Here is a 13,196-nt window from a genome sequence, read left to right as displayed (position 1 = left end):
AGTCTGATTGATAATATTTAACCTGTTTTTTCATGGTGATAATTATTGCTCTTATGGCATAATTTGATAATGCAAGATTTATTAAAAGAATATATTTTAATTCTAATTAATTATATAAGCGGGAGAAAATAATGTTATCCGAAATGACTGTGTCTTATCGTAAGTCCGCTGCACTGTTTGCCTTTGTGGAAAGTAAGGCGCCATTATATTTAACTACCCAAGAGGGTAAAACAGCGAAACACCTTGCTCAATTATGCCATGTTTCTGAGGATAGGTTTCATAGGCTGTTGAATTACATGCAAACACTCAATGTGTTAACAAAAAAAGAAGATAAATTTTATCTCACTGAACCATGTTCAATGCTCAGTGACCCAAACAGCCTTGAGACACTACACATAAAACTCGAATTAAACCCAGCTATTTGGAATGCATGGTCACAATACAGCACATCTCTGAATGAAATGAACGACAAACCGGCGTTTGAAATTCAGAATCATCAATCATTTTTTGCTTATGCGGGTCATGAAAGTAATAAAAACTTCAAAGTGACTTTTGATGATTTTATGTCAAAAGCAACTGAGTCAAAGAGTGATCCCATTATTGAGAATATGCCTCTGGATGGCATTAATTCATTTATTGATATAGGCGGAGGTCTTGGCACTTTAGCAAAAGATATAAAAATGCACTATCCCCATATCCAGTGTCACGTCATGGATTTGTATGATTTTGACAAAAAAGAATCTGAAGGTGTGACTTTAATCAACGGTGATTTTTTTGCTGATATTCCTTCAGGATACGATGCTTATTGTATAAAAAATGTATTGCATAACTGGCCAGATCAAAAAGCCGTTGACATTCTCAGGAATTGCCATAAAGCAATGAGAAAAGATTCTGTTTTATATATCATCGAGATGATTAAAGAGAAAAATAATGCGACTTCAGAATCTTTTGATTTATATATGGACATCACAGTATCGGGTAAATCACGATATCGCTCAGACTTCGAATCAATAGCAGGACAAGCGGGTCTTACTATAACAAATGCATACAATCTTAATTTCTCCCTGACAGGAAGTAATCACTATATTATTGAAATGAAAAAATAAGCAGTCAATAACCCGGATCACTATCCATAATTCGGGTTATTTTCCTTATTTACCCCTTTTCTACCTCTCATGACTATTCAGGAAAATAACATGCAACAGACATTAACCACTCAAACCTCTCGCCTCGAACTGACTGAACGTATTATCGCTGCCAAACTGGCTAAAAACCTCTCATGGGAAGACATTGCACATGGTACAGGGCTGAGTGTGACTTTTGTTACAGCAGCCTTACTTGGTCAACATCCATTACCGATGGAAGCAGCTAAAAAGGTTGTCGAACAACTGGGGCTGAAGGATGATGCGGTAAAACTTTTACAGGCAATCCCTATGCGGGGTTCAATCCCAACCGGAATACCCACTGATCCAACGATTTATCGTTTCTATGAAATATTGCAAGTCTACGGAACAACTTTAAAAGCGTTAATTCATGAGCAATTTGGCGATGGTATTATTAGTGCAATTGACTTTAAATTAGATATCAAAAAAATCGAAGATCCCGCAGGCGGAAGCCGGGCTGTAATCACTCTGGACGGTAAATATTTACCGACAAAACCGTTTTAATCATGTGAAATCAGTGTGCTGGTGGATGTTTTTCCTGTGAGCGAAGAAGTGTTCAGGGGGAGAATGTGAGGGAATAATGAGAAAACGTATATAATAAGAGACGCTGGTCAGAAAGAGTCTTAAATCAGTACGTTTACACTATGTACTATGGATTTTGAGTTGCATCACTCCCCTACCAATGAGTACTTTTTATGACGGATTTTTTAACTGCGAACCAAATAGCCTGGGATAGACAAACCGAAGAGCAGCATCCGTGGTCTGTTCCTGTTAGTTCCGATATGGTTTCACAAGCTAAAAAAGGTGAGTGGCAAGTTCACCTCACTCCGAAAGCACTTCCTAAAGAGTGGCTTGGTGATATTAGCCATAAGCGCATCCTGTGTCTGGCCTCTGCCGGGGGGCAGCAAGCGCCAATACTGGCGGCAGCCGGCGCTGAAGTCACTGTTCTTGATCTTTCCATAAAACAACTTGAGCAAGACAGAATGGTTGCAGAAAGAGACGAACTCCGGATTGAGACTGTACAGGGAGATATGCGGGATCTCAGTATATTCGCCAATGAAACATTTGATTTCATTTTTCACCCTATCTCTAATTTGTATATTCCTGATGTCAATCCTGTATGGCAAGAGTGTTACCGGGTTTTAAAAGCAAAAGGAAAATTATTAGCGAGCTTTTTTAACCCTGTCGTTTTTGTCGGGGAGCGCAATCAAGAACATATACAGCAAGGGATTATTAAGCCACTGTATAAAATGCCATTTTCTGAAATGGATGTTCTTACGCCAGAACAAATATTGGATAAAAATCAGAAACAGGAAGTGTTTGTTTTCGGGCATTCCTTAACTGATTTAATTGGCGGGCAACTGCGTGTTGGATTCCGGTTAATTGATTTTTATGAAGATTGGCAACCCCATCCCCGTTTTGTCATAGAACAGTATTTACCTACTTTTATAGCAACCCGATCGATTAAAGATTAGCTGATTGCTACTTTACTGAGGCTACGTTGACGCCATTTTTACCCAAGGCGTTTAATAATGAGGTGTATTTTTGCGAAACATGGAAAAAAGCTGTTGCTCTGTCTTACACAGAGACGAACCACCTTCAGTGTGCATTTTCACCAGCCACGGCTGTACCAATCCAGCTCGTTCAAGCTGAGTTTTTTGCAGGAACACGGTTTCAGTGCTGCCGGAACTGATCATTTCGCCATTTGCCAGCACATATAAGCCATCGCAAATTTGATAGATTAAATCTATATCGTGACTGGAAATAATGATCCTTTTTCCTTCAGCAACGATAGTATTAATGATATCCAGCATTTGTTGGCGGCCTGCCGGGTCAAGCCCTGCGGTTGGTTCATCCAGCAATAAATAGTCAGCATCCATCACCAGCGCACCCGCAATAGCGACTCGTTTCTTCTGACCAAAGCTCAGGTATTGAATCGGCTTATTGCGAAAAGCGTGTGCATCAACCTGTGTCAGTGCATATTCGATCCGACGCTGTATTTCAGTTTCATCAATACCCAGATTGCGTAAACTAAAAGCGAGATCGCTGTTGATATCGGTATAGAAAATTTGTTGGTCGGGGTCCTGAAAAACAGTGACAACGCGCTGGCGCAAAGCCATCAGATTTTTTTTACTGTAATCCAACGGTGTATTATTCCACCAGACTGCCCCTTTTTGTGGGCGCAGAATACCGGAAAGGTTCATAAATAAGGTTGATTTACCACTGCCATTTGCACCAATAATGCCTGTGACCTGAAAGCGACTGAAATCAAGTGTGAGATCTTTTAAAACCGGATCATCCTGATAGCTGAAAGACAGTACCCGAGTTTCTAACATCGTGTTTCTCCTTAACTTGCTTATAAGTGGAAATTCCCTTGATATAGCTTGAGTTCCAACGCCACACTCATTTGCTGATAACGGTTCATTACCCGCACAAACAACATACTGACTAGCATTGCCAGTGATCGGTAACTCGTTCGTAAAGTGCGGTAACCGAACCGTAATGACTGCGCATGATGAATGGCAGCAGCTTCCTCTAAAAAGATAAAAATAAAACGCCATGTCAGCAGAAGTTGTTCGATTAACAGATGAGGAACACGGCAAAATTTCAGTAACCTGATTATCTGTTCAAAAGGCATGTTCATCATGAACCAGAATGTTGCAGATAGCGCAGCAAGGCTGCGCCAGAGAGTTTGGTTAGCTATCTGTATTCCCTGCATATCAATGCCAAGCCAATATTGCCCGATGCGAAATCCCCACAGCAGTTTTTCCGGCTGTATACCAATAGACAACACAATAGCAATCAAGCCGAATACCAAAAAACTGCAAGGAATTAACAGCCATTTCAAATAACGCAGCAGGCTGATCCGCAACAGATAGCAGCTAAACATCACAAGCCCGGCCAACAACACAGCCTGCCATAGTGGTGAAAGCACCATTGCCAGAGTCATGAACAGGAGATACAGGGCAAATTTCGTCCTGGGATCTTTATCACGCCAACGGCTCTGGTAACTGAGTTTATCTATTCCGATCATGATTTTTCCGATTACGGTGATAATAACCTAAAATATAGAAAATCACGGCAGTACCCAGACTTCCCTGTAATGTAAACAGCAGGCTTTCGATCTCACCACTGGCCGGTTCATAGAGGGATTCAAACCACGGCGTATAATCCGGCGCTATTTCCATAATCTGAGCTTCAGCCTGCCCATCTGCTCCACCAAATTCCCCGCCATGCTCAATGAAAAACGGGATAATACACAGTGCGGCAACGAGGGACAGTAATATCAAGGTCTTTTTCATTTGTTGTTCTCCTCAGAAACTGCGGGCCTGAATTAATTGTCTTTTTACTAGCTGGTCGTAAATCAGTACGGTTAGTAACCCTTCAGCCACAGCAATAGGAAGCTGAGTTATGCAGAAAATACCCATGAATTTAAGGATCGCTGCTCCCATGCCGAGTTGTGGATCAGGAAAAGCAACACCCAACTGAATGGAGGTAATGGCGTAAGTGACGATATCAGCGACAAAAGCACACAAAAAGACGCTAATATCTTTGCGCATTCCCATCTTGCTGGAGAAACGCCAGATCAAATACCCTGCCAGTGGGCCAATAACTGCCATCGACATTCCGTTAGCACCCAGCGTTGTGATACCGCCATGTGCCAGCAATAACGCCTGAAATAACAAGACAATTGCCCCCAGTATCGCCACAACGGAGGGGCCGAATAGAATCACCGCCAACGCCACGCCGGTAGGATGTGAACAACTTCCGGTAACCGAAGGAATTTTCAGGGCGGAAAGGACAAAAATAAATGCGCCACACAGTGCCAGCAGGACTTTCTGATTCCCCTCATCCTGCACAATCTGGCGTAACTTTACCAAGCCGACCGCCAGACAAGGTAAAAAAGCCAGCCACCAGCCAATAGCCCACATGGGGGGCAAAAAACCCTCCATAACATGCATAGCAAAAACTTCCTGCGGTGCCATCACCAACAACAGTGCGATAATTGCACTCAATAACGTAGAGTTCGTCAGTTTCTGTTGCATAATTCACCTCGATAATTGCCAGTTTTTATTAATTAAAATCGTTGAAAAATAAGATAACGCCTGTCTGCAATCTTTTTCACTGAACGGCATTGTGGTGAGGTCGCGCCAGCATTGTTCACCCGGCAATGTGGCATCAGCCATCATCAATGCATGCTCCAGAAGATTGTGACGTTGTAACAAGTTACGGATCAGAGGGAAACGCGAATAGACTTTCATCAGGACAAGGCAATCGTAATTAAGCAATGCCTGCTCTAAAGTAGCTTCGGCAGCAGTACAGGAAATAACAGCCAATGTTTGATTTTCCATTGCCAATGGCATCGTACTGGCGGCGGCGATGGCAGAAAATGACGTTATTCCCGGTACAATTTCCAGCCACGACGGAATAGCTATTTGCGTCGATGCCAGCCGCTGCAAAAGGAATACCCATGTGCTGAACAGCATAGGATCACCCAAAGTGATAAAACCGACTTTTCTGCCATTGAACACGTCTTCTTGCAATGAGTGAGCGACTTCATCCCATACTGCGTTTTTCGCGTCTATATCGGCTTTCATCAAAAAGTGGTAAGTGCAGACTTTGGTTTCCGGCAAAAGATATTCTTCAATGATTGAGTGAGCGAGGCTTTTGGTTCCCTTTTTTCCCGTTGGGGCATAGATCACATCAAGCTCTGCAAGAATACGGGCTGCCCGTACCGTAATCAGGTCACTGGCTCCCGGTCCCACGCCAATAACATACAGTTTTCCCGTTTGCCCTTTTTTATCTCCTGCTTTTTCGTCTATTTTTTCGTCCATCAGGCTTTCTCCTGACAGTTCAGCGCGCAAGTGAGGTGGTCGACAAACATTTGCCGAATTTTCGGGTTTTCGCCCAATCCTTGTAACCAAGGGATTGCGGCTATTCCGGCTTTTTCTAACTGTGATTTCCACGAGCCGTCTTCACTTGAAGCCATATCATTGATGGCATGATCTCCGGCCACCAGCATCAATGGCATCAGGTGCACTTTGCGGATCTGTTGTTCTTTTAATCCTTTTATAATCAGGGGAAGTTCGGGATAACTTTCAACCGCACCTACCCGTGCCGGAAAGTGATAATGATTCATCAGATGGTCAAGACAGGCGTAAGCAGAAAAAGCATGGTGTTCTGTGCCATGTCCCATAAAGACGACACATTCATTTTCAGTCAGTACAGGAAGCTGGTGGTGTAATGCCCGCATCAGTTGCAGATAATCATCAAAATGACTGAGTAACGGAGCACCCAGCACTAATCGTTTAAAGCGAGGTCGAAATTTTTCAACTTCATGCAACACCTTTTCATATTCATCGCCCTTGATAATATGCAGGCATTGAACGGCAACATCGTTATAACCGGCGTGGTGTAATCTGGTTAACGCATCATGGGGGTTATCAATGTGAATATCATCGCGCTGGCGCAATTTGCGAATGATCATCCCGGAAGTAAATGCCCTAAAAAGTTCTCTGTCCGGAAATACGGATGCCAGTTGTTGTTCACAGGCTTCAATATTATTTTTCAGCGTTTCGTGATAACTGGTTCCGAAACTGATCACCAACAGTGCTTTTTTCATTTCGTTTTTCCTTATGGGTTTGTTTTAATTTGCCAACAAGCTCGCCATTTCTTCTAACCCATGAACCTGAGTGATCCCCTCACTTTCAAATTGTTGTTCTGGGCGGCAAAGCACAATGCAGGGCAGCCCAAGAGAAAGACACGGTTCCACTTTTTCCCGGAAACCACCCTGTTCACCAGACTCTTTGGTAATCACAACATCCGCCCGACAAAATTGGTAAAAAGTCCGATTAAAATCAGCACTGAACGGGCCTTTCAGGGCAAAAATCTGATCAATAGATAAACCACAGGATTCACATATTTTCAGTACTTCTGCGGTCGGTAATACGCGGGCCAGTACCGTTTTTCCTTTCAGGTACTTCATATAATCGGCCAGCTGTTTACTGCCGGTTGTCAGTAAAATCCGTGTACCCAGCCTGACTGCTGTTTCACATGCCTGTTTGATGGTTGTGACTTTATGAATAAGCGGGTTTTCGACAACATCAATATCGCTGGGTCGGATATAACGAATAAGAGGAATACCTAACGTCTGGCAGGCCGTGACAATATTCTGGCTCAGCCGTTCAGCATAGGGATGAGAGGCATCAATCACCCTTTTCATTTCTCGTGTTTTCAGATAATAAGCCATCTCTTCCGCTTCCATTCTGCCGGTAATTATTTCGCCACAAATTCCCATCGCCTGTTGTACGCCTGCGGAAGTCGCCACTGACAGGCAGTAATCGATACCGACAATATCCATCATCTGGCAAATCTGGCGGGCATCGCTGGTTCCGCCAAAAATGAGAGTCGCTGGCCGTTTCATAACCGGTATCCCCTTGGTGTAATCATCAGCCCGTCACGTATATATGTTGACTGATTACCCACTATCACCAGACTACGCATATCAACACGGGAAAAATCCATTGCTCCAAACGTGGTCAGCCACTTATCTTCATGTTTACGTCCTGCTGATTTCACGACTCCCACAGGCGTACCTGCCGATTTCCACGGTTCCATCAGGGCAAATGCCCGGGCCAGATGTTCTTCTCGTCCACGACTGCGTGGATTATAGAAACAGATGACAAAATCAGCTTCTGCCGCCGCTTTCACCCGTTTTTCGATCAATGCCCACGGGGTCAGCAGATCACTCAGACTGATATGACAAAAATCATGCATTAACGGCGCTCCCAGCAAAGCAGCACAGGCGGTACTTGCCGTTACTCCCGCCACCAGCCTGACTTCTACCTTACGTTTCTGCTGGCTGACCAGTTCCAGTATCAGACCGGCCATACCATAAATACCCGCATCACCGCTGCAAACCACCGCCACATTTTTACCCTGTTCTGCCAGTTCAATCGCTGTCTGACAACGTTCTATCTCCTTACACATGCCAGTTTTAATAATTTCCTTGTCACCAACTAACGGCTTCACTAAATGGGTGTAGGTTTTATAACCCACCACAATATCAGCGGCTTTCAGGGCTGTTATCGCTTCCTGCGTCATTATGGCTTCGCTACCGGGACCAATTCCAATGACAGTTAACATGGATTCAATACTCCTAATGTGATGGTGACACCTTGCTCTCGCAGGGTATGGCCAACTAAGTGCCCTTTGCTCATTAACCAGGCCACAGGCTGGGAGACACTGCCGATGCCTACCGTTTTCCGGACAAATTCAGACGTGGGGAAGACTTGCTCATAGTGGGAAAGTTGATTCACAGAAAAAGTCTGGAATGGAATTTGATACTGCTGGCTCAATTGGATTAACGCTGGCTCGTCTTTTTTCAATTCAATACTGCCGATGGCTTTCATTGCCAGTGGTTCAAGGTTATGTTCCAACAGATGCCGCTCTAAGAGTTCAGCGCACCGCTCAGGTTTTACCCCCCGCCGACAACCTATCCCCACCACAATACGGCGAGGAATTAATTTAAATACAGGGATTGCCAGCACTAGATTAGTTCGTTCATAACTGACGTATACCAAAGCATCCAGTGCAGGTCGCGCTTCCAGAGAGTCAACGGGAATGAATCCGCGTGTATCGTAACGATTTTTTTCATCACTCAAATCAGGGTGAAACCAAATTCCAACCCGTTTACCGTTGACCAGCATTTGATTAACACTTTTAACGCTATCCCGGAAATTCTCCATTTTTCCATCTAATTGTTGAGCTAATAGATCCAGCGCTGCGACCTGATTAACATCCGTTGCTGTCGTAATGACGGCCTGACCATCAAGAATATCGGCAATCTTCTGTGCCAGTTTATTCGCGCCTCCCATATGCCCTGACAATAAACTGATAGCAAACTGCCCTTTTTCATCCAGCACGATAACCGCCGGATCCGTCATTTTATCCCGGAGTAAAGGAGCAATAACCCGAATGGCGATCCCCGTTGCACCAATCATGATCAATGCGTTATACCGTGTGAATACTTTGCGTACCGTATTGGAAAAACTACCGTCAAATGTGAAAAACCCTTTTTCCACCAGCTCAGGGGAAGTAAAGCAATCTATCGCTAAGTAGGACTGCAAACGACGAGCCAGCGCGATGCCTCCTGCTGTCAGGCAAAACAAGGCATATTTGTTATCAGGCGTGACTGAATTAAGTGACAATGTCACTTCGTCTGTTGTTATGTCAGGCGTTGCGGTATTCATGGCTGAACCTCGCATCGTACAGTTTTGAATAGTGGTACTCTTGCCCAAGAAAAGCCCCCACCAGAATCAGTGCTGTTTTACGAATACCAGCACTGCGAACCTGTTCAGTAATGGTTTCCAGTGTCCCCCGCACAATCTGTGAATCAGGCCATGTCGCTTTATAAACCACAGCAACCGGTGTTGCCTGTTCATAGCCTCCCTGAATTAACCGTGCCACAACCTCTTTAATGTTCTGTACCGAAAGGAAAATCGCCATTGAGGTTTGATGAGCGGCAAAGGCTTCCAGTGTCTCCTGCGGGGGCATTGGTGTTCGCCCTTCCATACGGGTAATAATTAAACTCTGGGCGATCTCGGGGACGGTGTATTCCACCCCCAGCTGCGCGGCTGCGCCAAGAAATGAACTCACGCCGGGAACAGAGACAAAACTAATTCCATAGTTTTTCAGTTCTTCCGCCTGTTCACGAATGGAACCAAACAGCGATAAATCTCCCGTTTGCAGGCGAACCACTAATTTTCTCTCTTTCACGCCATTCACCATTAATTCGGTGATCTCTGATAGCGTTAATCCGGCACTGTCATGGCATTCAGCATCGGGTCGGCAATAATCCAACAGCTCGTGATTAACCAGTGATCCGGCATAAATCACTATCTGAGCCTGACGTAACAATTGATATCCCTTCAGGGTAATCAGTCGCTTATCTCCCGGCCCGGCACCAACAAACCAGACTTTTTCAGTGTCAAAGCTGACGTTATCCATTCTGTACCTCCTGATCAGAACTCTTCAGGCAGGACAATAGATAAGTCGGATTGTTAGGCTTAAAATAATGTCCCTTTCCTAATGCTGTCAGTTCTCCCACCTGAATTTCACGCCCGTCCAGCTCTGCCACCGGACACGCTCCCAAATAGGACAATGCCTGTATGAAGTTTTCTAACAGAATGAAAGTCATGACCAAACGCCCGCCTGAATTCAGGTTGAGCAACGCCCAGTCAATAATGTCGGTCAGATGCCCCCCCGTTCCGCCAATGAAAATAGCATCTGCACTGATTTCCAGTGGTACAGGGGCTATCCCCGATTTAATACGAACCTGATGGCAGGAAAAATGCTGAATATTTTCAGCCAGTAGCAGTAAGGCATCTTCTTTACGTTCAATGGCGATAATATCCAGTGTGGGATAACGCAGTGCCGCTTCAATACTGACGCTGCCAGTACCTGCGCCAACATCAATAAAATGGCGGGCGTTTTCCAGTTGCAAACGTTCCAACGCCAGTGCTCTAACCACTTCTTTGGTCATGGGAATGCGATGACCACGCAAAAACAGTTCATCTTTCATTAAAATCACCATTCAGGATAATCACGACATTCAGGTCATAATGAATATCGCCACGTTGCACGATCTGCTCTGCGCTCAGGCGGCGAATGTGTTCATGCTTGTGGGATAAGTTTTCACCAATCACCATGCAACGCTGCTGACCTCGCGCCAGAATTTCCTGTGCAATCTGGTAAGGGCCAATAACGTTATCCGTCACCATGGCGATTTTTTCGTGTTGGAGTAACCAGGCAAAATCCGGCTTGCGACCGTGACTGCTGGTGAGGTAAATGTCATTCATATCCAGCAACATTTGTGCGCACAAATACTGGACTGAACTGATACCGGGGATAATGCGGATATTTTTTCTACCGTTATGCTGTTCATCCGCATGTGATTCTTTTGTAGAAGACAACGTTGAAAAATGCTGGTTAATCCGTTTACCGATGCCATAGAAAAGAGGATCACCTGAAGCCAGCACAACTACTTTTCGATGCTGATTCCGTTCAAGCCACTGCATTAACGTATCCACATCAGCATTTATAGGATGGGTTTCACCATCGAAGTAAGGAAATTCGGCAAGATGGCGTTTTCCGCCAACCAGTACATCGGCCTGACTGATAACATCCAGTGCTGATAATGTCTGATTTTCTAAAGCACCCGGGCCAACGCCCACAACTGTGATCATCGGCCGCCCTCCATAAAATCCCGCACTATCTGGTCTACAGGCCGGTTACAACCTAATATCTGGTTATCAAAGGAGAACAAAATGGCGTCACACTGCGGCTTTCCCTTAGCGAAACGCAGCATTTGGTCGATACGCCAGCATATTTTCTGCGCTATTTGCTGATACACTCCCTGCCAGCCCTGTTCAGCAATCAATTCAATGGCGGCTTCAGTGGTATCACATCGATCTACGGCCTGAATCAATTCGAAAGGAGCGCCCATTAAAGCCAGACTGGCGATCAGCGTCTCCATGCGTCCATCGGCAATATGGCTGTGAGTATGAAAAATACCCGCAGCAATTTTCACCAGCTTGCCTACATGCCCGACCAACACGATATGGCGGAATTCCAAACGTACTGCTTCCTGTAACATGTAACCAACAAAATTACTCATAGTGACGACATAGCTGGCATCAATACCCAACTGCTGGCTGACAAAACGCTCCCCATGATTGCCCGGCACAAAAATAATGCGATCCAGCCCACTGGCACGTTTCGTTTCTAATTCCAACGCCAGTGAACGTTTCCAACTCTCTTCTGACATTGGGGTCACAATGCCTGTTGTACCGATAATCGAAATTCCGCCCTTAATGCCCAGTCGGTCGTTATAAGTTTGCTTTGCTCGCTCCTCACCTTCAGGGGCAAAAATGAGGATATCGGCCCCACGATTCGGGCCGATGACCTCCCGTACTGTCTCCTCGATGGTCTGGCGCGGAGTTTTATTAATTGCCGCCCAGCCTATAGGTAACCCGACTCCCACCCGCGTTACCCTGCCAATACCATCACCGCCATCCAGTGTGATAACCCCCGTATTATTCAGGGATACCCGGGCAAAAATCAGCATCCCGTGAGTTGCGTCCACATCATCACCACCATCTTTACGGATAGCAGCAACAGCTTGATCGCCTTCAATCAAGGGTTGTTCAATATTCAAAGCCAGTGTGATGCCGGAAGGTGTAACAATTGAAATCTGATGGATAATCTGCTGACGCAGTACCATTAACGCTGCAACCTTTGCAGCGGCGGTCGCACAAGAACCGGTAGTATAACCTTTACGATACTGCTTTCCTCTGTGCCAGACTGTACCTATCCCAATGAGATCATTCATGGCTCACCTCTGGCATCCGGTACAAAATCGCGTTGACAATCGCAGCCGCAATATTACTGCCTCCTTTACGGCCTTTTGCTGCAATACAGCTTATCCCGCTATGGATCAGGGCATTTTTTGATTCTTCTGCCCCAACAAACCCAACCGGCACACCGATGACAGCCATGGGGGAAACTTGATGTTCCATCAAACGAAACAAAGCTGTCGGAGCATTACCAAAAATAAAGATTTTCTCTCCCGATTCTTGCAGAGCCAGATCGACAGCCGCCATCGAACGCGTCATTTGTTGCGCTTTTGCCATGTGAATAGTACGGCAATCACTGACATAACAACGGCATTTGCTTCCATACTGAGCCAGACGGGTTTTGTTGATACCAGACAGCGCCATAGTTGTATCGGTGTATAGCGTACAGCCACGCAATATGCCGTTACGAATAAGCTGAAAAACATCAGGAGAAAAATAGAGAAGATTAAGCCAGTCAAAATCAGCTGTGGTATGAATAACCCGTTTGATGACCGCTTCCTGATCCTCATCAACAAAATGAAAATCAGGATATGATTCGAAAATAATCCGACTGATGATATCGAAACTATTTTTTTCAATCTGTTGGGGCTGTCGGATGTAATCACTCATGTTGTTC

The 13,196-nt window shown here is 45.1% G+C and carries 17 protein-coding genes; 3 read left to right on the top strand and 14 right to left on the bottom strand.

Annotated elements, in window-relative coordinates:
- The first annotated feature begins 131 nt into the window (after window positions 1-131).
- The 3 genes from AAC855_RS04215 (at window position 132) to AAC855_RS04205 (ending at window position 2,638) form a co-directional block, all read left to right on the top strand.
- A complete protein-coding gene (locus AAC855_RS04215) occupies window positions 132-1,106 on the top strand; it encodes a methyltransferase (RefSeq protein WP_340608367.1) in 975 nt (324 codons plus the stop codon).
- Window positions 1,107-1,196: 90 nt separating this feature from the next.
- Entirely contained in the window at window positions 1,197-1,667 is a 471-nt protein-coding gene (gene cynS, locus AAC855_RS04210; protein WP_340608366.1) for a cyanase, read from the top strand.
- A gap of 191 nt (window positions 1,668-1,858) precedes the next feature.
- A complete protein-coding gene (locus AAC855_RS04205; protein WP_340608365.1) occupies window positions 1,859-2,638 on the top strand; it encodes a class I SAM-dependent methyltransferase in 780 nt (259 codons plus the stop codon).
- 51 nt (window positions 2,639-2,689) lie between these two features.
- On the opposite strand, the gene AAC855_RS04200 is transcribed toward AAC855_RS04205, so the two are convergent.
- From AAC855_RS04200 to AAC855_RS04135, 14 genes are read right to left on the bottom strand one after another with little or no spacing between them, the layout of a single operon-like run.
- Complete coding sequence (locus tag AAC855_RS04200; RefSeq protein ID WP_340608364.1) at window positions 2,690-3,499, bottom strand: ATP-binding cassette domain-containing protein; 810 nt, start codon at window positions 3,497-3,499, stop codon at window positions 2,690-2,692.
- 20 nt (window positions 3,500-3,519) lie between these two features.
- Window positions 3,520-4,197, bottom strand: coding sequence for an energy-coupling factor ABC transporter transmembrane protein (locus tag AAC855_RS04195; RefSeq protein ID WP_340608363.1), 678 nt, complete (start codon window positions 4,195-4,197; stop codon window positions 3,520-3,522).
- The gene (locus AAC855_RS04190) at window positions 4,181-4,465 is read right to left on the bottom strand and encodes an energy-coupling factor ABC transporter substrate-binding protein (RefSeq protein ID WP_340608362.1); all 285 of its coding nucleotides are present in this window, start codon (window positions 4,463-4,465) and stop codon (window positions 4,181-4,183) included. The genes AAC855_RS04195 and AAC855_RS04190 overlap by 17 nt, the downstream gene beginning before the upstream one ends.
- Window positions 4,466-4,477: 12 nt before the next feature.
- Window positions 4,478-5,209 carry an energy-coupling factor ABC transporter permease gene (locus tag AAC855_RS04185; protein WP_340608361.1) on the bottom strand — a complete coding sequence of 244 codons (732 nt, stop codon included), beginning with the start codon at window positions 5,207-5,209 and terminating at the stop codon, window positions 4,478-4,480.
- A gap of 3 nt (window positions 5,210-5,212) precedes the next feature.
- Window positions 5,213-5,998: a cobalt-factor II C(20)-methyltransferase gene (locus AAC855_RS04180; RefSeq protein ID WP_340608360.1), complete on the bottom strand. Its 786-nt coding sequence runs from the start codon at window positions 5,996-5,998 to the stop codon at window positions 5,213-5,215.
- Complete coding sequence (gene cbiK / locus AAC855_RS04175; protein WP_340608359.1) at window positions 5,998-6,786, bottom strand: sirohydrochlorin cobaltochelatase; 789 nt, start codon at window positions 6,784-6,786, stop codon at window positions 5,998-6,000. Before cbiK ends, AAC855_RS04180 begins: the two co-directional genes overlap by 1 nt.
- A 24-nt stretch (window positions 6,787-6,810) precedes the next feature.
- Complete coding sequence (locus AAC855_RS04170; RefSeq protein WP_340608358.1) at window positions 6,811-7,587, bottom strand: cobalt-precorrin-6A reductase; 777 nt, start codon at window positions 7,585-7,587, stop codon at window positions 6,811-6,813.
- The gene (locus AAC855_RS04165) at window positions 7,584-8,309 is read right to left on the bottom strand and encodes a precorrin-3B C(17)-methyltransferase (RefSeq protein ID WP_340608357.1); all 726 of its coding nucleotides are present in this window, start codon (window positions 8,307-8,309) and stop codon (window positions 7,584-7,586) included. Before AAC855_RS04165 ends, AAC855_RS04170 begins: the two co-directional genes overlap by 4 nt.
- Entirely contained in the window at window positions 8,303-9,415 is a 1,113-nt protein-coding gene (gene cbiG / locus AAC855_RS04160) for a cobalt-precorrin 5A hydrolase (RefSeq protein WP_340608356.1), read from the bottom strand. Before cbiG ends, AAC855_RS04165 begins: the two co-directional genes overlap by 7 nt.
- Entirely contained in the window at window positions 9,396-10,172 is a 777-nt protein-coding gene (locus AAC855_RS04155) for a cobalt-precorrin-4 methyltransferase (protein ID WP_340608355.1), read from the bottom strand. The genes cbiG and AAC855_RS04155 overlap by 20 nt, the downstream gene beginning before the upstream one ends.
- The gene (locus AAC855_RS04150) at window positions 10,165-10,746 is read right to left on the bottom strand and encodes a decarboxylating cobalt-precorrin-6B (C(15))-methyltransferase (protein ID WP_340608354.1); all 582 of its coding nucleotides are present in this window, start codon (window positions 10,744-10,746) and stop codon (window positions 10,165-10,167) included. Before AAC855_RS04150 ends, AAC855_RS04155 begins: the two co-directional genes overlap by 8 nt.
- The gene (gene cbiE / locus AAC855_RS04145; RefSeq protein WP_340608353.1) at window positions 10,736-11,410 is read right to left on the bottom strand and encodes a precorrin-6y C5,15-methyltransferase (decarboxylating) subunit CbiE; all 675 of its coding nucleotides are present in this window, start codon (window positions 11,408-11,410) and stop codon (window positions 10,736-10,738) included. The genes AAC855_RS04150 and cbiE overlap by 11 nt, the downstream gene beginning before the upstream one ends.
- Window positions 11,407-12,555: a cobalt-precorrin-5B (C(1))-methyltransferase CbiD gene (gene cbiD / locus AAC855_RS04140; protein WP_340608352.1), complete on the bottom strand. Its 1,149-nt coding sequence runs from the start codon at window positions 12,553-12,555 to the stop codon at window positions 11,407-11,409. The genes cbiE and cbiD overlap by 4 nt, the downstream gene beginning before the upstream one ends.
- Window positions 12,548-13,189 carry a cobalt-precorrin-8 methylmutase gene (locus AAC855_RS04135; protein WP_340608351.1) on the bottom strand — a complete coding sequence of 214 codons (642 nt, stop codon included), beginning with the start codon at window positions 13,187-13,189 and terminating at the stop codon, window positions 12,548-12,550. The genes cbiD and AAC855_RS04135 overlap by 8 nt, the downstream gene beginning before the upstream one ends.
- Window positions 13,190-13,196: the final 7 nt, after the last annotated feature.

Source organism: Xenorhabdus bharatensis, assembly GCF_037996705.1.
Lineage (GTDB): Bacteria > Pseudomonadota > Gammaproteobacteria > Enterobacterales > Enterobacteriaceae > Xenorhabdus > Xenorhabdus bharatensis.
The sequence above is the reverse complement of the archived record's forward strand: the minus strand, read 5'-3'. Positions and strand labels throughout refer to the sequence as shown.

Coding starts and splice junctions, on each gene's coding strand:
- AAC855_RS04150 (WP_340608354.1), bottom strand. CDS start 10,746: ATGAAAGATGAACTGTTTTTGCGTGGTCATCGCATTCCCATGACCAAA.
- AAC855_RS04155 (WP_340608355.1), bottom strand. CDS start 10,172: ATGGATAACGTCAGCTTTGACACTGAAAAAGTCTGGTTTGTTGGTGCC.
- AAC855_RS04170 (WP_340608358.1), bottom strand. CDS start 7,587: ATGAAACGGCCAGCGACTCTCATTTTTGGCGGAACCAGCGATGCCCGC.
- cbiK (WP_340608359.1), bottom strand. CDS start 6,786: ATGAAAAAAGCACTGTTGGTGATCAGTTTCGGAACCAGTTATCACGAA.
- AAC855_RS04180 (WP_340608360.1), bottom strand. CDS start 5,998: ATGGACGAAAAAATAGACGAAAAAGCAGGAGATAAAAAAGGGCAAACG.
- AAC855_RS04195 (WP_340608363.1), bottom strand. CDS start 4,197: ATGATCGGAATAGATAAACTCAGTTACCAGAGCCGTTGGCGTGATAAA.
- AAC855_RS04215 (WP_340608367.1), top strand. CDS start 132: ATGTTATCCGAAATGACTGTGTCTTATCGTAAGTCCGCTGCACTGTTT.
- AAC855_RS04205 (WP_340608365.1), top strand. CDS start 1,859: ATGACGGATTTTTTAACTGCGAACCAAATAGCCTGGGATAGACAAACC.
- AAC855_RS04185 (WP_340608361.1), bottom strand. CDS start 5,209: ATGCAACAGAAACTGACGAACTCTACGTTATTGAGTGCAATTATCGCA.
- cbiE (WP_340608353.1), bottom strand. CDS start 11,410: ATGATCACAGTTGTGGGCGTTGGCCCGGGTGCTTTAGAAAATCAGACA.
- cbiD (WP_340608352.1), bottom strand. CDS start 12,555: ATGAATGATCTCATTGGGATAGGTACAGTCTGGCACAGAGGAAAGCAG.
- AAC855_RS04200 (WP_340608364.1), bottom strand. CDS start 3,499: ATGTTAGAAACTCGGGTACTGTCTTTCAGCTATCAGGATGATCCGGTT.
- AAC855_RS04165 (WP_340608357.1), bottom strand. CDS start 8,309: ATGTTAACTGTCATTGGAATTGGTCCCGGTAGCGAAGCCATAATGACG.
- cbiG (WP_340608356.1), bottom strand. CDS start 9,415: ATGAATACCGCAACGCCTGACATAACAACAGACGAAGTGACATTGTCA.
- AAC855_RS04190 (WP_340608362.1), bottom strand. CDS start 4,465: ATGAAAAAGACCTTGATATTACTGTCCCTCGTTGCCGCACTGTGTATT.
- AAC855_RS04135 (WP_340608351.1), bottom strand. CDS start 13,189: ATGAGTGATTACATCCGACAGCCCCAACAGATTGAAAAAAATAGTTTC.
- cynS (WP_340608366.1), top strand. CDS start 1,197: ATGCAACAGACATTAACCACTCAAACCTCTCGCCTCGAACTGACTGAA.